Below are 25,455 nucleotides of genomic sequence, written 5' to 3'. Positions count from 1 at the left end.
ACGACCAACTCCATTAAGTTCTTTTCGTTTTGCGCTCGCTTTTGACAGCAGACTGACTTGTAATTTCAAAGTTTGTCCAATCCAGCTGTACGAGTTCTTTTTCTTTCTTCGTCATATTTTTCTGATCTACTTCCTGAACATTATTTGCACGTCTAGTTTCGGCTTCTGTTGGACTGTTAATTTGGGTTAGTATCGCTGCAGATAAAAGTATCCCTGACGCCCCTAATACCCATTTTGCCTTTTTCAGATCTTTCATAGTGCTTCCCCCTAATTCGTAATTGGTTGGCAGACAAATGTTTGATTATTCTCTTGCCACTCTGCTATATAACCTAAGCCATTCGTTATTGTACTAATAGGTACATATAATTCTTCATTCATGTAAAATACTTGTGCAGGAGATGGCGTTTTCACATTGTTATCATAAACAACGTTAGTTCCAGCTAAGTAAATTAATTCATTTGCTTCATTTTTGATATTTAAAATTTTACTCTCTTTGTAAAATGTCGCTTCCGCTCCTAAAACCTGTGCTACAGCTTTTCCAGGTACAAAAAATTCTCTGTCTTTTGGTACAATAAAAAAGCTTAGCTCCTTATTTGTCCCTTCTACCTTTAACGTAACTTTTTGAGAATTTGTAAAAGGTAGCGCTTCTTTATCTACAGCAACTGTTCGTGTCCAAATATTCCAAGTACCTTTCGCACTTACTGCGTCTTGAAAATAATACGTTTCACCTTCTTCTTCATCGTCATCGTAATATTTCTCATCATCATCATCATCGTCGTCTTTATAGTCCTTATATTCTTTATACTTTTCATGTTTTTTATCTTTATGTTCATGATCATCTGCATGTACGACTACGTCATTTGTAATAAAACCTGCCAATATGAGAACTACAACAAGACTAATTTTTTTCATCTTCATCTTCACTACTCCCTTCCTTTGACTTCATTGTAGGTTTCAAAAATGATACAAGACTGAATTTTTGAAACAAATTTTTACATACAATAAAAAACCATTTCTATAGACAGATTTTTCTGCTTAGAAATGGCTTATTTCATAGATTTATGTTTTTATATATATAATATTGGTGAAAACTATCCTACAATTATAAAAATCAGCGTAACATTTGATATACTCTTTTCATTCACTTAAATTACGAAGAACCCATTTTGAAAGGAAAATATGTCTTACATGAAGGTTAACATTAAAATTATTGAAAAACTTACAGAAGAAACATGTACATTTAACATTCACAAAGTAACGTCTTTTATTCAAGATATCGTATCAACTCTTGAAAAAAGCTCTGACAACTATTTATTAGCGAGGTCTACATCAAAAAACGAACAAGAAAAAATTCCTTATTCCAATATATTTTATTTAGAATATCTTGAACGGAAAATATTCATTTATACAAATGATACTATTTTTGAAACAAAAAGCCCTTTATATAAATTGGAGCATGATCTTCCCAATAACTTCATCAGAATCTCAAAAACGATCATGATCAATATTCATTTTTTAAATAAATTTTCGGTTAAACCTAACGGTAATCTTGAAGCCATTCTCTCGAATGAAGAGAAAGTAATTGTGTCAAGAAAATATGTATCTTCTTTGAAAAAGACGCTAAAAACATATTCCAAAAGTCCACTTATGTATTGATTTTCACCACATATGTTTAGACGTATTTCTTTATTCCCTCTTTGATGCCATTATGAATAACATTAAAGGAGGCAATAAAGAATGTATAACATCATTAGAGAAGTAGTTTTAAGAACGCCATTGCCAGTATGGCTATTACTAATTATTTTAATAAAAAGAGGTATCGCTATCTCCCAAGAAAGGCCAATCAATTTATCTAAAATGTTTTTAGTTCCTTTCATATTTATGATATGGGGATTTGAAAAAATGACCTCTCAATTTTCACACTTAGAATTTTGTTTGATTAGCTATTTCTTTTTCATATTACCCGGGACTTTAATTGGTTATTTATTGTACAAAAAATATCAAATGTTCTTCAAACAGGAATCAGTAATCATCAGAAAGAAGTGCTATCTTCCATTGATCATTATTCTAATAAACTTTTTAGTGAAGTATCTCTTAAATGTAACTTTAGGCATCTCGCCATCATTTTATAATGACCTTTCATTTAATATCATTTATTCTGCTATAAATGGACTATCTATCGGACTTTTCTTTGGGGGAATTCTTTTTACATATTATGTACAAAAAGAATTAAACAAGCCTATCTTATTTTGAGAGGAAGACATTTCGTTGAAATTAAAAAACAGACTATTTTCAGGTTTAGGCACTGGTGCATTTATTTATATGATGGTTTTACTATCGAGAAAAAATATCATTTCTTCAGAAGCTGAGATTATTAGTGTATTCATAATCTCGGCTTGCGCAGGTATTTTTACAATCATTTTTGACATTGAAAAATTGAACTATTTGTTTGCTTTAGTCATCCATTTTATCATGATGTTTCTAGTAGTCTTTTCTATATCTTTATATAACAAGTGGGTAGATCATTTTCTAAGCGTAGATTTTATTGGTGGTTTTTTATTACTCTATTTGTTTGCTTGGATCATAACACTTACTAAGACTAAAAAAGAGACGAATGAACTTAATGACTTACTAAAACAGATAAAAAATTTATAAAGGGGATGCATTGGGTCACATTTAGTCTAGTGACCCAATGCCCTATTATGCAAACGAATATATACGTTGTTTTTAGCATATTTATTGAACTAACGGTGCAAGCTTGTTGAAGAAGCATGTTACGTTACCAAAGTGGAATTTAAAATTCCATCACTATATACGGTTGTGATAAATTACTATTTACTTACTTTAATAATAGTACCTTGATTGATTCTTAATAAGTCTTGAACATTTATTTTAACTAATGAGTTTTCAGAACCACCACCAGTATATATGTAATCCATATTTGTTACTTTGGGATCAACTAAAAACTTTGCTTGAAAACCAAAAGAAGGGACTCCACCTGGTGGAAAACCTGTATGTTCAATAATTTCATTGCCGTTAGCAAGTCTTGGTTTTTCTATGTTTAATGATTTAGCAACACGAGTCGTACTAGCTCTATTGTTTCCTTTTACAATAGCAACTATTAATTCATTATTTGAGTCAATCATGCAAATATTTTTTACAAAATCGTCTTCCGAACCATTAACTGCTTCAGCAGCCTCTTTTACAGAGTGACATGATTGATTAAAAACGAAGTGCTCAGCTTTTACATTATTAGCGTCTAAAAATTCTTTCACTTTCGTTTCATATGAATTCATAAAGGTCTCCTTTTCATATTCTCATTTGTGTAAATATTAGCATAATAACGCAAGTTTTAAAATCACTACTACTAAGTAATCATGCAATTGCGCTAGAAACGAAGATCATTTTTCATGTAACTTCACTCATCAGCAATAATGGTAATGAACGTTTTGCAAATTGCTTTATGTCATAGGTAATTCCGAACAAGCTCTTACTCAAAAAACGCCTGAGTCAATTCAACCTCAGGCGCTTAACATTTATATACAATACATCATTTTTTACGAATCTATCTAAAACTAAACCTAATTTGTTCACCGCTATACTCTTAACTAAAACATACTATCCATAGGAGTGCATCCTACTTTTTAATTGCCCTTCACATGTTGGCTTAGTCCTCAGCCCCTAACAAATTTAGTTAGGTAAAGCGGATTATTGCATCACACTAATTAGAATTTGTTAATGGTAAAAAGCTGCAGCAATTTCAAGTGCTTTTAGCGGCTCTTTGATTAAATCAAGCGTATAGACAAGTTTTTCGTCCTGCCAAACAATTATATTTCCTGATTTATAAACATCTAAGCGCGCAAAACCATTTTGTTTTGGAATAGGAAGCATATGTGTTTCTAAAAATTGGACTGCCTGTTTAGCAAGCTTCACACCTGCATCTGGATTGTTTGTTCGTGTATGTGTCGCTAAAGCCCATCGTCCCTCATTCCAACCAGTCCATAGCGATCCAGCTCCAGCATCCTGATAACCTTTAATGTTATAGCCAAGATCAACCTTTTGACCACCATTTTGACTATAGTTCACAAATGAAATTTGCTCATTTGCTACTTTAGCATTCGGATATTGCTTTACTACTAGTCTTGCAATAATCGTAGCTGTCTGTGAATTTTTAAGCTTTCTATCATTGATTGGCAAATACTCTTTACTTTCAAAAAATAGTACTTCAACTTGGTTTGCTTCTGCCTTCGTTGTTGCAGTTAAAAATGTACCTTTTGTTATCGGAAGTCCTTTTGGTAAAATTATAGGTAAATTAGTTTTAAGCTGGTCCTTCATATTTTTTAGTGCACCAGCCTGTGTATTAGATGCTACTATGTTTCCTTTATTTGTTTTGGATGGTTCCTGTTGATTTTCATGTGATTGACGCTCTTCTTCTTGTGGCTTGTTTGGCACGTTAGGTTGTTGCTCTTCTTGTGACTTGTTCGGCACAGGTTCTTCTTGATCAGAGCATGCACTTATTATACTGAAACTTAAAAACATGAAAATGAAAAGTATTTTTTTTATGGTATTGGCCCCCTTTATTTTTCCTATCCTTGATCAACTAAAACTTTGTTATTTAATTCGTTTCGTCAATTCATTAAACTTATAACCAGGCATATCGTAATTCTTTTCCTTTGCGGTACGAAAACCCATTATCTTTTATTTTCAAACCCCGAAGAGCAGCTTCATCATTGATTAATCCGTAAAACCTGTAAATTGTTACACTCAATATAATTTATATATCTACCTCCTAAAATTAGGATTCGGTTAGTAGACGTGAATTTATGACAACAGTTTCACCGTTTTCCAAAAAAATCTAATTTGAGGGTACTGCATGCTAAAGTTGCCGAAAGAAACTAAAGCTAAACCTATCCATTTGATTTCCCCTCTTAACCTTGATGTCTGAATTATAGACGCGTTTTCCTTTACAGATGAATGACTATTGTCCAACTGTTCTATTCTTCCTTATTCGTAAGAATAGGGATTTCTGACTTACCTTGATGTCGTTAGACTAAAAAGAACAAGTTGTAATAAACCTATTTAAGGCGCCTATGATTTATTATTGAACTATCCAAATAACCATTAAGATTTGATGATCCAGCCTGTGACGCTCTCCCTCAAACAAAAGGTCGCACTTATGCAGGGAATGTCTCCCTTCACCATGTTGCGACCTTGAAAAAAATTTATTTGTCAATGAAAATAGAAATGCGTTCACCCTTTGACAATTTTGCACTAGGTTTAATGATTTGATCATTTAATTGAATTGTTCCATCTTCAATTTTCTTTATGATCTGTGATCGACTCCAATCTTCAATTTGGATTGCAAGCACTTTATCAATTCGATGTTTGCCAATCACATCATCTAATACAATGTGTATCACCTTTATTTCTTGTTCTACTAAGCTGATTATCGGAATCGTTGATAATATTGAAGCTTCTTCTTTCTGCTCCTCAACATCAGCAACATGCTCTGAGAACGTTTTATACATAGCTAACTTTTTATTCCACGTATGATTTTTTTCGCATTTATATATTGCATATTGGTATATATTTTTTCCGTTTGCGTTATGCCTTCGTACATTTGTATCCGTAAAAACAGATATTTTCCCACACATTTTGCAGTGCTTCTTGACAGTTCGTTCTGGTATTTGAGAAAGTCTCCAGCGGAATGTAATATTTAACATTAATCCTTCACCTCTTAAGATAAAGGTACGCAAGCATCTATTTGGATATCTCGCAGTACAATGTAAAATTTATTGTTTAAATAAAAAAGGAGATCCTATACAAGGACCTCCTGACGCATTGAGACTACAGGGTTGCTTGGTTCCTTTGTAATGAGAAAAATAGGCATACTACCCCCTTGAAAAAAACAATGTTTTTTTGAGGTTAATGCTATCCAATTTATTCATTACAAAGTAAAGTTTGGCATACGTGTTCTCCTGTATCCTTTCTATCCAAATAGAGTTATCCCAATATTACCATATACTTACACTTAAATGCAATTGGAGTGTTATTCAATGGAGATTATACAAGCTAATATACCAAAAAGAGATAGTTTTAAATTGAATTCTCCGGATGTAATCTTTGAAAATACATTAACCCTTGATTTAGGTAATAAAGTTTGCCTAATTGAAAAAATCAAAAGTACTCATACAGACGACTCTACAATTATTTATATTCCTGATGAAAAAGTTGTTTTTTTAGGTGATTCCGCATATTGTACAACAACAAATTGCCTATTTCATTTCAAGCAATCATTGTTATTGCCTATGATTAAAGACATTAAAAAATATAATGCTGAAATGTTCTTACTTGGTCATGAATCGATCTGTGATTCCAGTGAAATGAATATTTATTGGGAAGAGTTAACAGCAGCAAGTCGAGCTGTAAAATCCACCTCATTAGAAAATGCTATTAAGTGCTTTAAGGTAGAAAATAAAAGAGGCCCCAATGATAATGAATTATTTTTCTTAAAAGCATTTGTTAATGACCGTATAATTCAATCACAATAATTGATTAATAGCCACTTTTTTGGCATACCAGTTTCCTCACCATACTGAGTTTGGCTAATTTCATACCTTTGTCAGCTACTCCTTTTATTGGGTTCATCACCAAAAGTTGTGGATGACTTTTGTTAAAACTTCTACTATGTAAATAGTTGATTGGAGTGGGGACTGGGCGACTCCTCGGGGATCAGCGATAGAGGAACGAAGGCTAAAAGCATCACATCCTGTGATAACGCCTTCGTGACCAACATCGTGTTGGCCCGAGACCCTGCAGCGTAGCGGATGTTTTCTGTGCGAAAGCGTAGTGTTAATGTAGCGGCAGCAACAAATGTTTTCTGTAGCGAAAGCGAAGCGGCAGCTACAAATGTTTTTTCTGTGCGAAAGCGAAGCGGCAGCAACAAAGCGCCCAGTCGGAACGGAAATCAACCACACGTTTTGGTAATGATCCTTTTATTGTTTGAAATAAAGTTTGTACAACTCATAATCCGGTATTTTACGATAAATAAAAGAATCCATTTTGAAAAAAAGATTGTTTCAAAATGGATTCTTCAATTACATATTAATTTTCAAATTTAACTACATAGATATAGTTTTGGTTGCAACTGTTTGTTGAAATGCTTGATCATGCTCAACAAAAACCATTGTGGGATTAAAATTTTTAATAAGCTCTTCAATCTGCATGCGCGAATAAATATCAATAAAATTCAACGGTTCATCCCAAATATAGATATGCGCTTTTTCACATAAACTTTTGGCTATAAGTAGCTTTTTCTTTTGTCCACCAGAATAATGAGAAATATCTTTCTCAAATTGAATTCGGTCAAAGTCCATCTTACGTAGGATAGATTTAAATAACGTTTCATCAATCCCATGCTCTTCAATAAAGTCCGATAACATTCCCTTCAAATGAGAAGTATCTTGTTGGACATAGGAAATAATAAGTCCTGAACCTCCATACATCGAGCCCGTATGCTGTATCGGATTTCCTAGAATTAGTTTGAGGATACTACTTTTTCCGCTTCCATTCTTGCCATCAAGCACAATTCTGTCACCTTGTTCTAGTTTAAAGCTTATTGGCTTATTCACTATTTGGTCATCGTACTGAACAGACACATCAGCCAAAACAATCAATTCATTTGAATGAAACGCCAATGATTCTAATTTTAACGACTCCGTTTTTTCCACATTTTTCAGCAGTTTTGACTTTTCCTCAATAGCTTTTTGTTGCCTTGATTCAAGGTTTTTTGCTCTCTTCATCATCTTTGCTGCTTTATGTCCTACAAAACCTTTGTCTAACTTAGAACCTGAATTCGTTGTTCCATTTTTGGAAGCTTCCACTTGATTTGACCAACCTGATGTACGCTTTGAAGACTGTTTTAATCTCCCTATATCTTTTTGTAAACGCTCATTAGTTGCCTCTTCGTGTTCCTGCTGTCTATCAAAATTCAACTTCCAAGAAGAATAGTTACCACTTTGAACTTCAATATTGGCCCTATTTATAGATAGAATATGGTCAACGCATCCATCTAAAAAGTTTCGGTCATGTGAAATTAATATAAACCCTTTTTTCTTCCTTAAATAGTCAGAGACCATCTTTCGAGCTTCCGTGTCTAAATGGTTGGTTGGCTCATCAATTAATAAAAATTGACCCTCAGTCAAAAAAAGTGCAGCAAGCAACACCTTTGTTTGTTCTCCATTTGATAATGTATTAAAAGGTCGATACATAGCCTCGGCGTCAACGTCCAGATAGGATATTTCACGGAGAATTTCCCAATCTTCTGCTTGGGGGCAAATTTCTTCCATGATTTCATGCGTATACTTGTTTTTATCCGAAACTGGATAAGGGAAATAATTAAATTCCACTGAAGAATTGATGTTCCCACTATACTCATAATTCCCTAATAATAAATTAAAAAATGTTGTTTTTCCTCGTCCATTTCGACCGATAAATCCAAGTTTCCAATCCGTATCTATTTGAAAGTTTACATTTTCAAAAATATTGTCAAAGCTACTTGGATAAGAAAAAGTTAAATTTTGAACTTGTATCATTGACATGATAAATCCTCCTTTGTATATCCATTCTTTTCACTTTTTATACAAAGTCGGCATATCCATCCATTTAAAATTTCTCCGTATAAGTTGATGGATATTAACGACTTGTACGGAGTAATACATGCGTAACAATAGTGTCTGAATCGCTCACTTTTTTCTCTCCTTTGTTTTTGATTTATGTTACAGACTAACTATGAGAGCATAAAAAATCCTCCCAATTTGAAATTGGAAGGATTAGTCTTTCACTTATACTAAATAAGTGTTCTTTTTTGCCATTGGAACCATGACAAATAAAACGTAAACTGATTTATAAAAATGGACAGACTAATCCTATATTTTTGTAATTTGAAGTTTGAAGTTGTTCATTTCAAATAAAAATATAGTTTAGTTAATCATCGTCCATTCATCAGTCCTCTCATAATTTGTATTTTCATTTTACCAAATTTTTTTATGAAATACAATTCAACAATTTTCTTCATTTCAAATTACGGCTTGTTGCTCCTTGGTAATTGCCATACAATTGACCACAAGCTGCATCGATATCAATGCCAAATTGACTTCTAATGGTCACATTAATACCTGATGATTTTAATTTTTTGTAAAAATTCACAACATGACTTTCATTAATTTCGCCGAATCTTAAAGGAGAACTAACAGTTGGGTTATACCTGATTAAATTTACATGATATAAACGTCCTTCTTTATATCGACCTTTTAATAAACTTACTACTTCTTTAGCATGGTCAATAGAATCATTTACACCAGGTAACATTACATAAGCAATATATACTTTTCTTGATGTTGTTCGAATATGCTCATCTAATGTGTCCATCACATCTAATAATGGATACCTATCATTAATCGGCATCAACTTACTTCGTTGTTCATTAAATGGGGAATGTAACGAAAACGTCAAATTGACTTGCGGATAATTCAGAGTCATTTTTTTTATACTTGGAATAATACCAATAGTTGAAATAGATATTCTACGAGGGCTGAAAGCAAACAACATAGGATCAGTAAGTACATCCAAGGCATCAAAAACTTGTAAATTGGCTAATGCTTCTCCCATCCCCATAAAAGAAATACTATCGATGGAGTGACCTTGTAAGTAAAAATAGAGGATTTGGTCAGTTATTTCATCTGACGTCAAATTTCTTTTTAATCCAATATCACCTGTTGCACAAAATTTACACCCAAAATTACATCCGCATTGAGAAGATATACAAAATGACTCCCACCCAGCTTTATACTTCATATTTACCGTTTCTATTTTTTCATTTCCTGAAATCTCAAATAAAACTTTAGTGACTTGCTCAGAATGTTGTTCCTTTAAAGGAGAAGCATCTAAAATAGACTCTCCAAATTCCTTAATTAACATTTCTCTTAACGACTTTGGAAGTACATTAATTTCGGAGAATTTATTTATTCTTTCTTTAAAAATGGCATTTAATATTTGTTTCATTCTAAAGTTAGGATAATTATGTTCCTTTAATAATTCTTCTATTCTTTTATACTTATTGTTTAGTTTTACTTGCATCATTCTCATTCCTTCCATAAGCTCTCTATTTTTATAGGAGTAAATTGAAAGGAGTTGTCTATAGCTTAAACACACAAAAACACCGATAAAATTATCGGTGCTGAACTTTAAATAAAAAAATATGCACAAATAAATAAACAAAGACTCTAAATCATTGCATTGTCATTTATTTGCCATAGAGGTAAAGCTCCGATAACTGTTTTTGTATGGTTGTATAGCTTAAAAAAGGACAGACTACTCCCTTTAACAGCTAAAACATTTCCAATTTTTACGTTTTTACCGAACAGAATTCTAAAAACAGTTAACATTGCTTCCACCTCCTTTTGTCAAATTTATTATAGAGTAATCTAACATGAAAGTAAGTTTATGTAAAGTGAATTCTAAAATTGTTGTAATACTAGCCAATCTACCATGAAACTTAGTTGTTAAATCTTGGGGCAACTATACATTTTGTCTCTTTTTATTACCAAATTCAAATTTTCTATTACGGAACATAAACGCGACTAAACTACATAGCAAAATAATTGGTACACTCACTTTATATAAATCTGTAAAACTTTTTGCCATCTCTTTTTCAGCGTAATGACTAATATCATCCGAGTATGTATCCATTTCTTTCTTTATACCCTCTAGTTTTTCTTCAACCCCTTTCGTTACTCGATTAGTAATTGCTGACCGTTTCATTTCTCTGTATTGTACCGGGACTTCATTTAGTGCATTATTTACTTTCTCTTCAATGATGCTTTCCTTTTGTTGTTGACTTATGCCAATACTATCAGTTCCCTGTTTCTTTTCTATACTCGACTCTAATTCTTTGTTTTGTATTTTTTCTTTTGTTACTGTTAATATTTTCTCTTGCTCAGCTTTATCAACATGAAGACCATGCACTTTTTCTTCCGCATAATGAAAAACATTACCTTTATTTGTTGACAAATTATGAGTCAAGCCTGATACAAAAATAGCCACAGCCAATACAATTCCTATCTGTCTAAGCATGGACACAACACTTTGAGAAGCGGTTAATAATTCTCCCTCAAATGTGGAGGCTGTCAATATAGTAATTGGCCCAACAACTAAACCATATCCAACACCTAAAATCATACACGGAATGATAATTTCTTTACTTGTTGAATTTGTTCCTATCATTTGTAAACAATAATAAGCCAAACTCATAACTATAAATCCTACTAATATTACCCGAACCTTACCAAGCTTCTTCATAATCAGTGAAGCAAATGGAGAAACTAGAAATATCATGGCAGAAATAGGTGTCACTAAGAAAGCTGCTTCAATTTCTGTTCGATGTTGTATCTTTGTGAGAAACGTTGGCAGTAAAACAGTTACCCCAATTAAAAACAAATTACTAAGTATAACTACAATGGAGGCCCCAACAAAAGTTCGATCTTTAAATAACAGTAAATTTATCATCGGTGACGTAACTTTTCTTTCGACTAATATAAATAAAATAAAAGAAATAGTACTGATGATATAGCATATCCATGCAAAGTTGCTCAGCCACCCCCAGGTATTCCCTTTCACTAAAACAAGTGTGAAAAAGAAAATAGCCAAACTAGAAAGTACTAATCCAGTCCAATCAATTTTAGCAACTACTCGTTCCTCATTCTTAATAATTAACATAATGAAACATAAAACAATACCAATGGCACAAATCGGTAGATTAACGAGGAATACCCATCTCCAACCTAGATTTTGTGTAATAACTCCTCCTAGTACAGGACCTATGGCTGCAGATAATCCTTGTGTCACCCCTAAAATACCAAGCGCAACATGCCTTTTTGCCACTGGAACCGCCGAAACTCCAATCACCATACTTGTTGGAAACAAAATAGCAGCTCCTATACTTTGAATAAAACGAGAAAAAATAAGAAAATCGCCCGTATTTGCAAGCGCACATAATGCTGAACCAATGCCAAAAATTACTAATCCTATAATATATAATTTTGCTTTTCCAAAGATATCAGCGACCCGACCTAGTGGTATTGCTAATACCGCAATAGACATCGTATATACATTCAATATCCAGGACATTTTCTCCAACGATGCACTCACATCAGCCTGTATTGCTGGTAAAGCAATATTCATAATTGTCGTATCAATCATACACAAGAAAATTCCTAGACACATTAAAAATACGATTTTGATTCCTTTAGATTGTTCCATAACATTCCCCACTCACTTGTATTACTTTCCTTCTCTTTTTTCTTGTATTGTTAATTGCGCTAATTTATTTTTTAATATTTCAACTTGTGCAGTATAACTTGCAATCCCAACATCAAAAGAAATCTCCTCCGCAAATGTAATACCTTCTTTCCATTTTTCGTATTTTAAACGGAGATCTGTAACATACGCCTCTTTTCTCTCAATTTCCTCTTCAATCCACTTTCTAATAGTATTCGTATCGCTATAATCCCCAAAATACATGCGCATTAAAAAGTCAGAACGCATAACCTCCTTCTCTACATCTGACTTCATATATTGATAAAACTCTTCTCTTCCTTCATCTGTTATGAAATACATTTTTTTATTTGGCTTACCTTCTTGCATCACAACCTCTTTTTTTATTTTCCCTTCTTTTTCTAGCTGTCTTAATGTCGGATAAATCATTCCAAAACTGCCATCAAAAAAATGCGAAAATACATCTTCAAAAACTATTTTTATATCATAACCAGATAATTCTTTTTCCATGAGTAACCCTAAAACAACATCTCTTCCTTTCAAGAAAAGCACCTCACATATTTTTATATAACCAACAACCATATAAACATTGTTAATATGATTATTGATTATACATTTTGTTTATTCGTTTGTAAAGTTTAACCATTAAAGTTTTTATAAGCTTTTATTTGTTAAAATTTCAGCCACCCCCGCTATTGTGATTTTCCTCATACTTTATCTGTACTGTTCCCTTTCTCGTCCACTTGACTTAGCCGACTTTGGCTACTATCATAAAATAAAATCCATACAGTATTCTGATGAAATGTATAAAATTGTATATAGAGATGTTAATATTAGATTAAACAAATCAATTTAGCTATGCTTCATTTGCAAGTTTATAAAACTGAATAGAATTAAAGAATTTGAAATTTCGTGGGTGATCATTTGAAAATTTCAATTGAAGAAATAAGCCAAGAATTAGAAGAAGAGATTCTTATTAGGTGTTATGAGGTTGATGACGAAGTATACGAAATCATTAACAAGCTGACAACGAAAGACATCATTTTACTTGGACATCAAAATGATAGTATTCACCGCATTAAGCTTCATGATATCTATTATTTCGAGGCAGTTGAGGGAAAAGTGTTTATTTACTGCAGGGACAACGTTTTTGAGGTAAAACAAAAACTATACGAGTTAGAAGAATTATGTAAAGGAAAAAACTGTTTTCGCGCATCGAAATCAACCATTTTGAATATCACCAAAATTTCATCTGTTTATCCGACCATAAGTGGTCGATTCGAAGCGGTGCTGGATAACGGAGAACGAGCTGTTATATCAAGGCAGTATGTGCCTGTCCTTAAAAATATGCTTGGTTTGTAAAGAGGGATACATATGAATTTTTTGAAATTTGTGCAAAAGATAATTAAGGAATTCTTTATCATCTTCGCATCCATAATCATGATTATTACTTTGTTGCGACAAATGTATGATCCTAACATGGCCTTTGATTTGAAGTCGATTTATATCCTTATGGCATTTTCATTTTTAGGTGCATTAACGGGATTTATTTTTTATTCTCCAAATGATCTAAGTGAGAAGAAAATGCGTATAAGGATTATTGTTCATTTCTTCACTTTGGAGATTTTATTGATTGTCCTTGCTAGCTCTATGAATCTTGTAACTGGTCAGGGTGTCATCATTCTTGCACTGCAAATTGCGGTAATCTATATCATTGTTCATCTACTGTCATGGCAAAATGATAAAAAAGATGCAAAAAAAATCAATGAAAAACTAAAGACATTTAAGAATGACGTTGATGAGTAAACAGAAAATCAATAAGCAGTACAGTAATTGGCTGCAACAGATTATTTTACGGTAAGCATTTGAGCTTACCGTTTTTTTGCATCTTATTGCCTTATAAATACAACTTACTGTTTTTCCATATACATCCTTCCAGCTGTTTATTATGATGATTTCATAAAAATTTTTCCAATGAGGTGGAGGAACAACTATGGGAATATTACTATTAGTAATTGCTTTAATTTTCGAAATTGCTTTTGCAATCTACTGCATAGCAACTAAGCAAAACCATAAAAAATTAAAGCATTGGATTAGAATTGCTATATTTATTGTATTTGCAATACTTACTGTTTCATCGGTAATTGTCTGGAGTTTTTGCTGGGTAATGCTTGCTATCCTTCTTTTCTTATTAGCCGTTAAAGGGACAGTATCTCTTATTCTTAAGAAAACGAATATCAAACAATACAAAACTTCTAACATTGTGTGGAAGTCCATTATGATGATATTGATATTTGTCTTTGTACTCTCACCTGTCATTATTTTCCCACAGTATCAATCACCAAAAGTGACAGGAGAATATGAAGTCGCAACCGCTACTGACACATATATTGACAGGAATCGTATTGAGGAGTTTTCTGATAAGGGGGACAACAGAAGTGTTAATGTGGAATTTTGGTATCCCAAAAATGCAGATGGAACATACCCTCTATTAGTATTCTCACATGGAGCATATGGTATTAAGACAAGCAACGGATCTACTTTTACTGAGCTAGCAAGCCACGGTTATGTAGTCGTTTCCATCGATCATCCTTATCATTCCTTCTATACTCGATCAGAGGATGGAATAGTAACTATGATCAATTCAGATTTTAAAAATGAAGTCAACAATGCGAATAAAGGTGTTTACTCGAACGAAGAACGGTATAATATTATCCAAAAATGGATGAAACTACGAACAGACGATATGAATTTTGTCATTGATACAATACTAGCAAAAGCCGAAAGTGACAATAACGCTATTTATCAACATATCAATACAGAGAAGATTGGTGTGTTTGGGCACTCAATGGGAGGTGCTGCAAGTGTGTGGCTAGGTAGAGCACGCAATGATGTAAGTGCAGTAGTAAATATCGATGCCACTTTCTTTAGTGAACTTGTTTATAACAAAGCTGATGATAATTTTATGGCAAGCAACAAAGCCTACACAACACCTCTTTTTAACATTTATTCAGACGATGTTTGGCGTCAACTGGAAAGTACACCTGTTTATGTAGCGAACAAACTCGATAATAAACAGTTCGAAGGAGCATATACTACTCATCTTAAAGGGGCAAAACATTTAAGCTTGACCGATTTGTCGCTTTTCTCTCCTATTTTGACATATATTATACAAGGAGGAAAAGCCAAGATTGATAAATATTACTGTATTGAAACTGAAAATGAATTAATTCTTAAATTTTTTGACTTTGAATTAAAAGGAATCGGCCATTTCACGCCCGAAGAGACATATTGAACAGAGTTTCTGCCGCACTTTGTCAAATACTTGTAAGTGTTGTTTTTTGTCATCAAAATAGAAAATTATATCTCCCGCTGTCTCTTACCTGCTGAGTTACGTATATGTCCGTTAGCACTCGGTGTATCGAACGCCAACAAAGGAATATCCACTTTTCTTTCATTGCAAACCGCCAAAAAGGCTTAGGAATATCTCCTAAGCCTTTTTCAATCTTTCCATAAGTAGCTGTCCAATGTGAACGAGCTTTATAACGCATATGTTATTCTGCTGGAATAAAGGATTCGACAATGGCAGCTAAAGCTTGAATGGTATCGTAGCTATCACCTGGAAATTCCGCTTGGGCAAAGTCAACTTGAAGTTCTTCACAAATTCTCTGACAGTCACTTCCGATTTCAAAATAGGACTCAATATCCGCTGAAAGCGAAAGTAGTTCACATGTGACGAAACCCTGAGCACCCTCTGCATTTAATGTATAAATCATATCTTTTACATCTGGGCCAAGCCAGTCAACTTTACCGTGACCACTTCGATATGTAATATGCCAGTTGTCTATTTGAGTAGCTTTTGAAATGGCCTCTGATAATTCAGAAAACTGTCGTACGTATATTTCGTTTCGCTCTGGATCAATTGGCTGACTATGTACAGTATATAAGACATGAGTCTGAGCTCGTTTTCCAGCAGGAATCCATTCGTAAGCACGTTGAATGCGATCTTTATACACAGCAAGTAATTCAGAATGTAAATGCCAACCTTTCGCATGAATGACCGTAACGTCATGTGAGGCTAATAATGCACTTACTTCATCATAAAACGCGCCAGCACCTGACAAAGACATTATCGGATTCACAGGTAGCGTAATGAAAGTTGTGATTCCATCTTCAAGCATTGTGTCAACAACCTGTGAAATGTAAGGTTCGGTATGTTTGTATGCGTTATATACTTTTACAGTCTGTGTTAAGCGCTGCTGTAAAGCATGTTCTAGCCCTTTGGCGATACGGCTCGTATTTGCTGCTAATGGATCAACACCACCTAATTTTTTAAATTGTACTGTAATTTTTTCAAGCATTTGAGGTGGTGGTGTTTTACCATTCAAAATATGTGAAAAATAGGGTGTAACATCGTCTAAAGATTTCGGTGCGCCATAAGCGTAATAAATTATACCAATCATTTAAAAGCTCCTTTTTTACAGTGTAATTAGTAAATTTTTAAGATTTTTGCGATTCCAACTTTATAAACTAAACATATTGTAAAGTGCGAAATAAAAAGGCAGCAGAACGTTTATATTCGTAGATATGAATCTATCTAAAAATAGCATTTACTTTTAATCAGGTGTGTTTGTTACAGTTGCTCATAAATTTTAGAATTCTATTTTTATAGTGAAACTTCTTGTGTTTGTAGGAAGCTAACATCATTTACAAGGACTTGCGTACAATTTTACCGGGGTAAATATTGGTTTTCCACCTTGTATATAAATTTCAGCATCAATATCAAAAATTGATTGGAACATTTCTTTACATAATACACAATGTGGTGAACCATCATAATGTATTTTCCCTTTTTTTAGTACAATCAGACGTTCGCTATTTTGTGCAGCTTGGTTAATATCATGTAACACCATTATAACTGTCATATTGTATTTATGATTTAACTCTTTTACGAGCTCCATCACTTCTAATTGATGTGCAATATCTAGATATGTTGTTGGTTCATCTAGTAGCAACACTTTGGGATGCTGTGCTACAGTCATTGCAATCCAAGCACGTTGGCGTTCTCCCCCAGACATCGATGGTAATACTCGATTTTGCAAATGTTTTAATCCAGTTACATCAATTGCCCAATCGACAATTTCTAAATCCTCTTTTGATAGGACCGTTTTCCGTCCGCTATGCGGATGACGCCCAAACTCTACTAACTCACGCACAGTTAAATCTAATTGATGACTATTCATTTGCGGGAGCATCGTTAGTGTTTTAGCCACTTCTTTAGACTTCATTTCATGAATGTTTCGCTCATCTAAATATACTGTACCAGTATTCGGTTTTAAAAGACGTGAAATCACTCGTAATAATGTTGATTTACCCGAGCCATTCGGTCCTATTAAACTAACAACTTCTCCTTCATTAATTTTCAAATTAATATCATCTAACCGGAAATTGGTGAACTCATGTTGGTAATTAATGTGCTCAATTCGTAGCAATGGAATTCCCCTTTCTATGGATTAAATATAAGAAATACGGTCCTCCGATGAATGCTAATAAAATTCCAACAGGAACCTCAATAGGATCAAATACTGATCTCGCAATTGTATCAGCGAAAACAACAAGTAAGCCACCAGCCAAAGCTGAAGCAGGTATTAAATACTTATGATCTCCACCGATAATAAGCCGTAAAATATGTGGTACAACTAAACCAACAAATCCAATTAAACCGGCCACACTTACCGCAATCCCTGCTAATAACGTACTCAATACAATTAAAAAGAATCTACTTCGTTCAACATTGTGTCCTAAAAGGCTTGCCATTTCGTCTCCTAGACGCATTATACGAATATGTTTGATTGCATAAACTGATAATATAATTGCTACAATGACATAGTAAATAATCATCTTAAATTGCACCCAACCAACACCTGTTAAACCACCAGACAACCACGGCAGTACAGATTGTACACGATCGCTATAAAGAATCATTAGTGCATTTGTTCCTGCACCACATAATGCATTAATGGCTACCCCTACTAAAATAATTCGCATTGGGGATGTACCACCTTTTTTTACCGATAATGCATACACAATCATTGCAGCGACAAAAGCACCTAAAAAAGCTGCAATAGGTAAATATATAATATAGCCAGGAAACACGACCATAACTGCTACAGCCATAATTCCAGCGCCAGAAGTAATCCCAATAACCCCTGGATCAGCTAATGGATTTTGCATTACACCTTGTAAAATTGAACCTGCAATAGCTAAACAAACACCAACAATGATACCCGTTAATATACGGGGCAAACGGATTTCCCATACGATTCGGCGTGCCATTGTATCTTCTGAACTAAAAATCCCACTAAACACTTCACTTACTGAAAATGAAACTTGCCCTATCATAAGGCTAGCGACACTCACTATGACTAAAAGTATCGGTAACACAATAAGCGCCATTCTTCGTTTTTTAGCAAGAGGGTGGGCATATTTTTCCTCTTCTGTTATCATCGTTATTTCCTCACAATCAATTTCGCCTTGGCGTAATTGTAGCTGTCGCTTTGCTTGCGCTACAGATAAACAATGCGTCCGGATTTTGAATTGTGCCCGCACAATTCATTCCTTTGTAAATCCGTGACATCCGCCGGAGGCTTTATCTTCATTCAGTAGGTGTTTGGGCACTCACTGAAAAAGTAATCAAAATCGCATTCATTTGGTGAATGAAGATAAAAAATTATTTAACTGCTTCTTCAGCTGTCTTCAAAACTCCACGCATATAGTCAATCGCTTCTACGACTTGCGTACCAGGATTGTCAAACAATTCTGCTGGTAAAATGATGATTTGATCATTTTTTACTGCATCTAAATTTTTCCACGCTGCATTTTCTTTCAATTGTTTTTCAAAACCTTCTTTTACTGCCGCTGGTTTCGCGTGCGTAATCAGCATGATTACTTTTGGGTTACGCTCAACAATTTTCTCTACACTTAAATTTGCGTAAGTTGGATATTTATCTATCGCTGGTAGATCAGCTGCGATATTTTTACCACCTGCTTTATTTAAAATATCTCCGTATAACGAATTATCAAGCGCAGCTAAATATGTACCTGGTGCTCCATAAACGATAAGAGCGTCTAACGTTGAACCTGTAGTGCCTTCTGCAATTTTCTCATCAATTTGCGCAACTAACTTTTCTGCTGTTGCTGTGTTATTAAATAACGCTCCATACTTTTTAATCGTTTTTTTAATATCATCTACTGAATTCATGTTTGAGTAGACAATTTTCGTACCTGTCGCTTCTACCGTTGTAGCGAACTGCTTGAAGCTTGGTGGCACAATAAGTATTTCCGCATTCAATGCAGCTATTTGCTCAAATGATGGTTCATGCGGGTTACCTATCTCTTGAATAGCTTCTACTTCTGCCCCCCTATCGGATGTAATCGTTGGTCGACCAGTAACGTTTGCACCTAACTCGAGTAAAATATCCATCATTCCTGGATTTAACGTTGCAACTGAACCCGGCGTTGCTTCAAACTCATGCTTATTCCCAAGGTCATCTATAAATGTTAAAGCTCCCACTGTTTCAAGTGTTTGTTGTTCCATATCTACTTGGTCTACTGAAGCATTAACATCCGCTGTTTTGCTTTCCTCACCACATGCTGCTAATGATAATGCCAACGCACCTATTAATAAAAATTTAAAATTTTTCATGTTACTACCAACCTTTTCTTTTTATTAAAAACCCAAATTGAGAATCATTCTCACACGATTGTTTTGATTCTATTTTAAATAATAATGATTGTCAACAAACGTTTTTTTGGTTTTTTTTAATATTTTTTTATTGCATTATACAATTAATGTATGTTTTAATCGATAATGATAATCACTATCAATTACACTTATTAAAAAAGGGGTCAATATAAATGATTACAGTTACTAACCGTATTTTAGTAAAAAAAGGCTTCGCTCATAAAATGGCACCACTATTTATATCCGGTAAATATTTATTGCACTGGGAAGGATTTAATAAAGTTGAAGTGAACGTTTGCTCAGAACCAGAAGATCATGATGAAATGAACGTTATGATGTTTTGGGATACAGTCGAGCAATTTAAAGCTTGGCGCGAATCTGAAGACTTTAAAAATGTACACCGCCGTGAAGAGATTAATAACAAAGAAAACAGCGCACCGTCTCCAATAATAGGTAACCGAGTTGTTATTTCTGAAATTGCTGCTACTTTAGTAAAGTAATTTAAGTATATGGATCTCTTAAAAGGTGAAAGTGCTCCAATCCCTAAATCACTCTTTGGGATTAACAGTAAAAATTCCTATACGTTCTTAGATGTTATTTTCATCGAGTTTACGGCAATTCGTCTAAGAACGCTTTACGGACTATTTAAGATTTTAAAAAGGCGTTTTTCTATTTTTGCGAGATCTTATTAGTCAAATTTTATGTTTAGAACACTTCCTCTTTACTGGTGCAAATAAAAAATTTAATTTTTCATATGCATTTCCTTATGCCTAGAAAAGTACACTCTTGAATATAAGTGTGCTTTTTTAGTTTTTTTCCAAATCGGTGATTTCTGAACTGTCGCTACGCTTTCGTTACATAAAACAATTGCCGAAAAACATTAATACGTATAAAAAATGCAATTCGATGTCAGCTTGAATTGCATTTTTTTATTGGATAAGGCACCCGGTGCAAGACTCCTGTGGGAATAACTTGAGCTGAATACTTCACAGGAGCACAAGAAAGCATAGTCACCTTATCCGATCTTTACTATGAAGTAAATAATAAAGACAGAGCTTATGGGATAGTAATAGTGCTTTACTTAAATTATTAATCCATTAAATTTACTAATTGTAGTGATCGTTTTAAAATTTTCGCCATTTCTGCCCGTGTTAAATTATTTTCTGGGTTAAAATAGCCATTAGACCCCGTCATGATATCTTTTACTTGTAATTCTGATACTGCATGCTTTGCGTAGTCAAATACTTTACTAGCATCTTTGTATGATAAAGTATTTTTATCAACTGTTGCTTTATAGCCTTTGTATTCAAGCATACGTAATATCATTGCTGCTGCTTGCTGACGTGTTATATTTGCCGTTGGGTTAAATGTTTTTGAATTTATACCTGTCACAATACCGGCCTCTGCAAGTGCTTGTACTTCTTTTTCATACCAATTACCTTTAACATCCGTAAATGTAGTTTCTTTAGCTGATTGAATATTTAGAGCTCGAGCCATCATCACTGCAAATTGTGCACGAGTTATATTTTTATTTGGACTAAATGTCGTTGGTGTTGTACCTGTTGTAATCCCAGCCGCGAATAAAGCTAAAATTTCGTCCTTACTGAATATATTTTCGATATCTGTAAAAGGATTTTCGAGTTTATTATTAGAATTATTAGAGTTATTATTTGTTTCTCCCTCTAAAACTGGTACATCAAACGTAAAGAATAATGTGTACGCCCCATAACCTAAATCTCCTGAATCTACGAATATTTTAGTTACGCCATTGCTATCTTGAACTAATGGCAAACGAACAACTCGTACTTGATCCATTTTTTCACCTGTAGAACTTATAACTTCAATATTTTGTTGCTTACCATTTCCATCAATATAAGCAAGAGTCGCAAAGCCATAAGCTTTACCAATTAGTGTCATTTCGATGTAACGTTTACCGTCAATCGTAACTAATTCTGATTTCGTGAAATATGGCGCTAAGTAGTTCGAAATAAATTCAGCCATTTTACCATTTGGATCAGCCTGCATTTTATACTTAATTGGCTGACGAGTAATCTTTTCATTTGCCGTAATTGCTGTGACATTTGTGGAAATTGTCTTATCAGTCGTTACTGCTTCGAAAGCAAGGTTATCTAGTGTATCAGCTTCAAATGAAAGTGTTGCTGTTTTTGCATTTGCAACAGGTACTAATGAAGCTACTTTATTAGACCAGTTTGCAATTTCTTTACTATTTTGTTTCACAATAAATTTCTGTAAGTTATTTTCAATATTTAATGAAAGCGTAACTTTATATTTGTTATCTTCAAATACTGTTTTTGCTTTTTGTAGGAATACAGCTATTTCTTTTGCATTCTTTGCAAATTCAAATCTAGCTACTCCCTCTTGATTTAAGTTCCCTGTAGTTCCTTCTATTTTTGTTCCGTTATTAGTTGAATTGTTATTAGTTGAATTGCTATTAGTTGAATTGCTATTAGTTGAACCACCTGTACTCGGGAATGTTGTACTATTATTTATCTTTGAAAGTGAGGCTTCATCAAATTTTAATAGAATATTATAATTATGATGATAGTTAATATCCGCTATATCTACTTTTACCCACGCATTTTGAAGCTTAGATAAACTCGATACTGTAAATTGAACTACTCGTACATCATTTGTGTCGCTAATCGTACTTGGAGTTGACCCATTTACTGTAAATCCAGTAATCCATGAACTATTTTTTAGTGTTAATTGAACTTGATATGAAGAACCATTTTTCACTACATATGCCTGACTATCTACATATGTGTTCATAATAGAACTACCAGTACCGGATTCATTTAAGAACGTAAAGTTCACTGTATACAGCCCATTAGTTGATTGTTCAGTGTTTCCAGTGTTAGAATTGTTATTGCCATCGGTATTTGAATTATTATTGTTCTCCCCAGAACCAGATTCACTGCCGTTGGTATTTCCTTCTGAACTACTCTCCTCTTGCTTAGCAATTTCGCCAGTTAATAGTACTTTTTCAACTGTCGCACTCATTGTTGAAGCAGTACCATTTCGCTCAGTTGTTAACGTAAAAGCTAAATTTTCTAATGAGTCTACTGTAAATTTAATTACATTTTTAGCTGTACCTTCACTTTTCGTGCTGCCTGCTGTCCATTCTGCAACTGTTTTATTTCCTTGTTGTACAGAAAGGCCCTTCATCGTATCATTTACAACTAAATTCATTGTTACAGCAATCTTATTATCTGCTGTTTTTGTTGCATATGCTTGTCCTAAAAGTAATCCGATTATTGTATGAACAGGTGCACCAGAGTTGACTGGAGTCAGTCCAAACTCAATTATTTGATTGTTCTTGTTAAAATGTTCAGGTAAATATACAACTGTTTCTTTTATCGGTGTAAAATCAAATGTAAACGGCGTTGCTGGATAATTTTCACCTGACATAATTACTGTAGCCTTTAAATTAGCGTCTAACTTTACTTTTATGACGCGTACTAATGATTTTCCTTCGCCTTCAGAGCTTACGATTTTTACGTCTTCTCCGTTTTCATTGCCTACTTTTAGTGTAGTAAATGCATATGTGTGACCTGTTAGTTTAATATATGCATATTTTTCTTCACCAACAGTGGCTAAATCAGCATAGTTAATATAGCTTTTAAAATACGAATCATATGACTTATTATCTGTTAAAAATGTGAAAGGAACATTTTCTGTGATAACTTCATCTGTATTTCGCCCTGGTTGATCTGGTTGATCTGGTTGATCTGGTTGTTTTGGCTGTTCTGGTTGATCTGGTGCTTCTTCACAAACCCGGTCAATCTCCGCAACATTTGAAATAGCTAGATACACAATATAATCATGGTCGTAAGATAGCGCTGGAATGTAAACATCAACCCATGCTTTTATTGTTTCCTCATATTGGTCGACTACGAATGTGTAAATATCGTTGTCATTCATGTCTGTTATTTTTCCAATAGCTGCTTTTAATTCGCCACCTGATTCAACTTTAAAATCCTGGTACCACGTTTTATATTCTTTTGGCACCGTAATGTCTACCGTATATTGACCATCTTTTTGTTTAACAGTAGCTTTCTTATCAACATAGCTATTCATCATTGAATCTGCTGTTTGTTGTTCATTGAGAATTTTGATATTTGATGAATAGTCAATTGTGCAGTTAGCTTCGGTATTTTTCTCCGCCTTTACTTCCATTCCAAAGCTCGGTAATATTGTACCTAAAATTAGCATTACCATTGCTACATATTGTAAAAGTTTCTTCACTACTTTGACCTCCTGAATTTTTCATAATTTCAACCTTTCCTGTGCGTTTCTACCTCCTTTATGTATTAAAAGATTTTACTATTACTACCCCTAAGCTCAAATGATTATCATTCTCAATTAAAGAAAAACATCTATTCATTACTTGGATGTTATAAAGTATACAACTCTCTTTAATTGATTATGATTCTCATTCTCACTTATTATAACCCACCCACTATTATTGTCAAGAAAGTTAAAATTTGTAACGCGATGTTTTTTTGTGTCAATTATCTACTAATAATTTAACTTGATTAAAGCTAAAGAAATTTTCAAATATGCCTCAAATTCCCTAAACCCTTACAGGAATCATATACGTACCAACACTTTCATGCGTTTGAATAGTGACTTCCACTCCATATACTTCTTTCATACGTTCCTTTGTTACTGTTTCTGTAGGTGCCCCCTCACATATTATTTTACCGTCTTTCATCAAAATGATATGATCACTATATTTAATTGCTTGATTAATATCGTGCAACACCATAACAATTGTTAAAGCATTTTCTTTGTTTAATTTCTTCACTAACTCCAATAATTCGATTTGATAAAAAATATCTAAATATGTTGTTGGCTCATCTAAACAAAGAATGGACGATTTTTGAGCAAGTGCCATGGCAATCCAAACACGCTGACGTTCGCCACCCGATAATGCATCCAATTTACACGTGCGTTTCTGTATTAAATTTGTAGCTGTAAGTGCCCAATTTACTGCCACCTCATCTTCTTCAACATTTTTTTTCATCAATTGTTGATGTGGTACCCGTCCATAAGCAACTAGTTTTTCAATCGTGATATCTTGCGGCACTGAATTTTGTTGATAAACAATTGCTAGTTTTTTCGCAAATTCCTTTGCCTTGTATGCCATTATATCTTTCTGTTCTAACGTTACTGACCCCTGTTGTGGCGTATTATTACGTGAAATGACACTTAATAATGTGGATTTACCACAACCATTTGGACCAATAATCGTCGTGATTTTCCCCTTTTCAATACTTGTCGTAACCCCATCTAAATGATTTTGCTGCTGATCATAAGATAGTTTTATTTGAGAAACGTTCAAAGCACTCACCTCT

Annotated in this window: 24 protein-coding genes; 8 read left to right on the top strand and 16 right to left on the bottom strand. The window is 33.8% G+C overall.

Annotation, left to right across the window (positions count from 1 at the left end):
* Positions 1–13: 13 nt before the first annotated feature.
* Both ACIPKN_RS08030 and ACIPKN_RS08025 read right to left on the bottom strand, forming a co-directional pair.
* Complete coding sequence (locus ACIPKN_RS08030; protein ID WP_400934837.1) at positions 14–256, bottom strand: hypothetical protein; 243 nt, start codon at positions 254–256, stop codon at positions 14–16.
* An 11-nt stretch (positions 257–267) separates the two neighbouring features.
* Complete coding sequence (locus ACIPKN_RS08025; RefSeq protein ID WP_400934836.1) at positions 268–918, bottom strand: stalk domain-containing protein; 651 nt, start codon at positions 916–918, stop codon at positions 268–270.
* Positions 919–1,188: 270 nt separating this feature from the next.
* On the opposite strand from ACIPKN_RS08025, the gene ACIPKN_RS08020 reads away from it, so the two are divergent.
* The 3 genes from ACIPKN_RS08020 (at position 1,189) to ACIPKN_RS08010 (ending at position 2,655) form a co-directional block, all read left to right on the top strand.
* Entirely contained in the window at positions 1,189–1,656 is a 468-nt protein-coding gene (locus tag ACIPKN_RS08020) for a LytTR family DNA-binding domain-containing protein (RefSeq protein WP_400934835.1), read from the top strand.
* Positions 1,657–1,737: 81 nt separating this feature from the next.
* Positions 1,738–2,253: a hypothetical protein gene (locus ACIPKN_RS08015; protein WP_400934834.1), complete on the top strand. Its 516-nt coding sequence runs from the start codon at positions 1,738–1,740 to the stop codon at positions 2,251–2,253.
* A gap of 15 nt (positions 2,254–2,268) precedes the next feature.
* The gene (locus ACIPKN_RS08010) at positions 2,269–2,655 is read left to right on the top strand and encodes a DUF3021 family protein (RefSeq protein WP_400934832.1); all 387 of its coding nucleotides are present in this window, start codon (positions 2,269–2,271) and stop codon (positions 2,653–2,655) included.
* Positions 2,656–2,831: 176 nt separating this feature from the next.
* On the opposite strand, the gene ACIPKN_RS08005 is transcribed toward ACIPKN_RS08010, so the two are convergent.
* The 3 genes from ACIPKN_RS08005 to ACIPKN_RS07995 form a co-directional block, all read right to left on the bottom strand.
* A complete protein-coding gene (locus ACIPKN_RS08005) occupies positions 2,832–3,296 on the bottom strand; it encodes an aminoacyl-tRNA deacylase (protein ID WP_400934831.1) in 465 nt (154 codons plus the stop codon).
* A 439-nt stretch (positions 3,297–3,735) separates the two neighbouring features.
* Positions 3,736–4,488 (bottom strand): hypothetical protein, encoded by a 753-nt coding sequence (locus ACIPKN_RS08000; protein ID WP_400934829.1) that lies wholly within the window; start codon positions 4,486–4,488, stop codon positions 3,736–3,738.
* Between the two features lie 734 nt (positions 4,489–5,222).
* Complete coding sequence (locus ACIPKN_RS07995) at positions 5,223–5,723, bottom strand: S4 domain-containing protein (RefSeq protein WP_400934828.1); 501 nt, start codon at positions 5,721–5,723, stop codon at positions 5,223–5,225.
* Between the two features lie 333 nt (positions 5,724–6,056).
* Here ACIPKN_RS07995 and ACIPKN_RS07990 point away from each other — a divergent pair, with 333 nt between their 5' ends.
* On the top strand, positions 6,057–6,551 hold the full coding sequence (locus tag ACIPKN_RS07990) for an MBL fold metallo-hydrolase (protein WP_400934827.1): 495 nt from the start codon (positions 6,057–6,059) through the stop codon (positions 6,549–6,551).
* A gap of 570 nt (positions 6,552–7,121) precedes the next feature.
* Here ACIPKN_RS07990 and ACIPKN_RS07985 read toward each other — a convergent pair.
* The 5 genes from ACIPKN_RS07985 to ACIPKN_RS07965 all read right to left on the bottom strand — a co-directional run bounded on the left by ACIPKN_RS07985 (position 7,122) and on the right by ACIPKN_RS07965 (position 12,876).
* A complete protein-coding gene (locus ACIPKN_RS07985; protein ID WP_400934826.1) occupies positions 7,122–8,600 on the bottom strand; it encodes an Lsa family ABC-F type ribosomal protection protein in 1,479 nt (492 codons plus the stop codon).
* Between the two features lie 472 nt (positions 8,601–9,072).
* Positions 9,073–10,137: a Cfr family 23S rRNA (adenine(2503)-C(8))-methyltransferase gene (locus ACIPKN_RS07980; RefSeq protein WP_400935066.1), complete on the bottom strand. Its 1,065-nt coding sequence runs from the start codon at positions 10,135–10,137 to the stop codon at positions 9,073–9,075.
* A 146-nt stretch (positions 10,138–10,283) separates the two neighbouring features.
* Positions 10,284–10,445, bottom strand: coding sequence for a hypothetical protein (locus ACIPKN_RS07975; RefSeq protein ID WP_400934824.1), 162 nt, complete (start codon positions 10,443–10,445; stop codon positions 10,284–10,286).
* Between the two features lie 133 nt (positions 10,446–10,578).
* Positions 10,579–12,318 carry an MFS transporter gene (locus tag ACIPKN_RS07970; RefSeq protein WP_400934822.1) on the bottom strand — a complete coding sequence of 580 codons (1,740 nt, stop codon included), beginning with the start codon at positions 12,316–12,318 and terminating at the stop codon, positions 10,579–10,581.
* 21 nt (positions 12,319–12,339) lie between these two features.
* Positions 12,340–12,876 (bottom strand): PadR family transcriptional regulator, encoded by a 537-nt coding sequence (locus ACIPKN_RS07965; RefSeq protein WP_400935064.1) that lies wholly within the window; start codon positions 12,874–12,876, stop codon positions 12,340–12,342.
* 381 nt (positions 12,877–13,257) lie between these two features.
* Here ACIPKN_RS07965 and ACIPKN_RS07960 point away from each other — a divergent pair, with 381 nt between their 5' ends.
* From ACIPKN_RS07960 to ACIPKN_RS07950, 3 genes are all read left to right on the top strand, one after another.
* On the top strand, positions 13,258–13,695 hold the full coding sequence (locus ACIPKN_RS07960; protein ID WP_400934820.1) for a LytTR family DNA-binding domain-containing protein: 438 nt from the start codon (positions 13,258–13,260) through the stop codon (positions 13,693–13,695).
* Positions 13,696–13,707: 12 nt separating this feature from the next.
* Positions 13,708–14,139: a DUF3021 family protein gene (locus ACIPKN_RS07955; protein WP_400934818.1), complete on the top strand. Its 432-nt coding sequence runs from the start codon at positions 13,708–13,710 to the stop codon at positions 14,137–14,139.
* Positions 14,140–14,326: 187 nt separating this feature from the next.
* Positions 14,327–15,628: an alpha/beta fold hydrolase gene (locus ACIPKN_RS07950; protein WP_400934817.1), complete on the top strand. Its 1,302-nt coding sequence runs from the start codon at positions 14,327–14,329 to the stop codon at positions 15,626–15,628.
* Positions 15,629–15,887: 259 nt separating this feature from the next.
* Here ACIPKN_RS07950 and ACIPKN_RS07945 read toward each other — a convergent pair whose 3' ends face one another.
* From ACIPKN_RS07945 to ACIPKN_RS07930, 4 genes are all read right to left on the bottom strand, one after another.
* Positions 15,888–16,796 carry a ferrochelatase gene (locus ACIPKN_RS07945; RefSeq protein WP_400934816.1) on the bottom strand — a complete coding sequence of 303 codons (909 nt, stop codon included), beginning with the start codon at positions 16,794–16,796 and terminating at the stop codon, positions 15,888–15,890.
* Positions 16,797–17,036: 240 nt separating this feature from the next.
* A complete protein-coding gene (locus ACIPKN_RS07940; protein WP_400934814.1) occupies positions 17,037–17,825 on the bottom strand; it encodes an ABC transporter ATP-binding protein in 789 nt (262 codons plus the stop codon).
* The gene (locus ACIPKN_RS07935; protein ID WP_400935062.1) at positions 17,812–18,840 is read right to left on the bottom strand and encodes a FecCD family ABC transporter permease; all 1,029 of its coding nucleotides are present in this window, start codon (positions 18,838–18,840) and stop codon (positions 17,812–17,814) included. The genes ACIPKN_RS07940 and ACIPKN_RS07935 overlap by 14 nt, the downstream gene beginning before the upstream one ends.
* Before the next feature lie 223 nt (positions 18,841–19,063).
* A complete protein-coding gene (locus tag ACIPKN_RS07930; RefSeq protein WP_400934812.1) occupies positions 19,064–20,038 on the bottom strand; it encodes an ABC transporter substrate-binding protein in 975 nt (324 codons plus the stop codon).
* A 212-nt stretch (positions 20,039–20,250) separates the two neighbouring features.
* Here ACIPKN_RS07930 and ACIPKN_RS07925 point away from each other — a divergent pair, with 212 nt between their 5' ends.
* Entirely contained in the window at positions 20,251–20,577 is a 327-nt protein-coding gene (locus ACIPKN_RS07925; protein ID WP_400934811.1) for a heme oxygenase, read from the top strand.
* Positions 20,578–21,166: 589 nt separating this feature from the next.
* Here ACIPKN_RS07925 and ACIPKN_RS07920 read toward each other — a convergent pair.
* Positions 21,167–24,343 (bottom strand): NEAT domain-containing protein, encoded by a 3,177-nt coding sequence (locus ACIPKN_RS07920; protein WP_400934810.1) that lies wholly within the window; start codon positions 24,341–24,343, stop codon positions 21,167–21,169.
* A gap of 328 nt (positions 24,344–24,671) precedes the next feature.
* Entirely contained in the window at positions 24,672–25,442 is a 771-nt protein-coding gene (locus tag ACIPKN_RS07915) for an ABC transporter ATP-binding protein (protein ID WP_400934809.1), read from the bottom strand.
* Between the last annotated feature and the right edge of the window lie 13 nt (positions 25,443–25,455).

Origin of the sequence: Lysinibacillus sp. NPDC086135 (assembly GCF_044746345.1) — a bacterium.
GTDB lineage: Bacteria > Bacillota > Bacilli > Bacillales_A > Planococcaceae > Lysinibacillus.
Note: the sequence above shows the minus strand (reverse complement) of the source record. Positions and strands in the feature narration are given on the sequence as shown.

Excerpts from the sequence above, each read along its gene's own strand:
- ACIPKN_RS07955 (WP_400934818.1), top strand. The coding sequence starts at position 13,708 with ATGAATTTTTTGAAATTTGTGCAAAAGATAATTAAGGAATTCTTTATC.
- ACIPKN_RS08015 (WP_400934834.1), top strand. The coding sequence starts at position 1,738 with ATGTATAACATCATTAGAGAAGTAGTTTTAAGAACGCCATTGCCAGTA.
- ACIPKN_RS07990 (WP_400934827.1), top strand. The coding sequence starts at position 6,057 with ATGGAGATTATACAAGCTAATATACCAAAAAGAGATAGTTTTAAATTG.
- ACIPKN_RS07950 (WP_400934817.1), top strand. The coding sequence starts at position 14,327 with ATGGGAATATTACTATTAGTAATTGCTTTAATTTTCGAAATTGCTTTT.
- ACIPKN_RS07985 (WP_400934826.1), bottom strand. The coding sequence starts at position 8,600 with ATGTCAATGATACAAGTTCAAAATTTAACTTTTTCTTATCCAAGTAGC.
- ACIPKN_RS07930 (WP_400934812.1), bottom strand. The coding sequence starts at position 20,038 with ATGAAAAATTTTAAATTTTTATTAATAGGTGCGTTGGCATTATCATTA.
- ACIPKN_RS08030 (WP_400934837.1), bottom strand. The coding sequence starts at position 256 with ATGAAAGATCTGAAAAAGGCAAAATGGGTATTAGGGGCGTCAGGGATA.
- ACIPKN_RS07970 (WP_400934822.1), bottom strand. The coding sequence starts at position 12,318 with ATGGAACAATCTAAAGGAATCAAAATCGTATTTTTAATGTGTCTAGGA.
- ACIPKN_RS07975 (WP_400934824.1), bottom strand. The coding sequence starts at position 10,445 with ATGTTAACTGTTTTTAGAATTCTGTTCGGTAAAAACGTAAAAATTGGA.
- ACIPKN_RS07995 (WP_400934828.1), bottom strand. The coding sequence starts at position 5,723 with ATGTTAAATATTACATTCCGCTGGAGACTTTCTCAAATACCAGAACGA.
- ACIPKN_RS08025 (WP_400934836.1), bottom strand. The coding sequence starts at position 918 with ATGAAGATGAAAAAAATTAGTCTTGTTGTAGTTCTCATATTGGCAGGT.
- ACIPKN_RS07945 (WP_400934816.1), bottom strand. The coding sequence starts at position 16,796 with ATGATTGGTATAATTTATTACGCTTATGGCGCACCGAAATCTTTAGAC.
- ACIPKN_RS07980 (WP_400935066.1), bottom strand. The coding sequence starts at position 10,137 with ATGCAAGTAAAACTAAACAATAAGTATAAAAGAATAGAAGAATTATTA.
- ACIPKN_RS08005 (WP_400934831.1), bottom strand. The coding sequence starts at position 3,296 with ATGAATTCATATGAAACGAAAGTGAAAGAATTTTTAGACGCTAATAAT.
- ACIPKN_RS08020 (WP_400934835.1), top strand. The coding sequence starts at position 1,189 with ATGAAGGTTAACATTAAAATTATTGAAAAACTTACAGAAGAAACATGT.
- ACIPKN_RS07935 (WP_400935062.1), bottom strand. The coding sequence starts at position 18,840 with ATGATAACAGAAGAGGAAAAATATGCCCACCCTCTTGCTAAAAAACGA.
- ACIPKN_RS07925 (WP_400934811.1), top strand. The coding sequence starts at position 20,251 with ATGATTACAGTTACTAACCGTATTTTAGTAAAAAAAGGCTTCGCTCAT.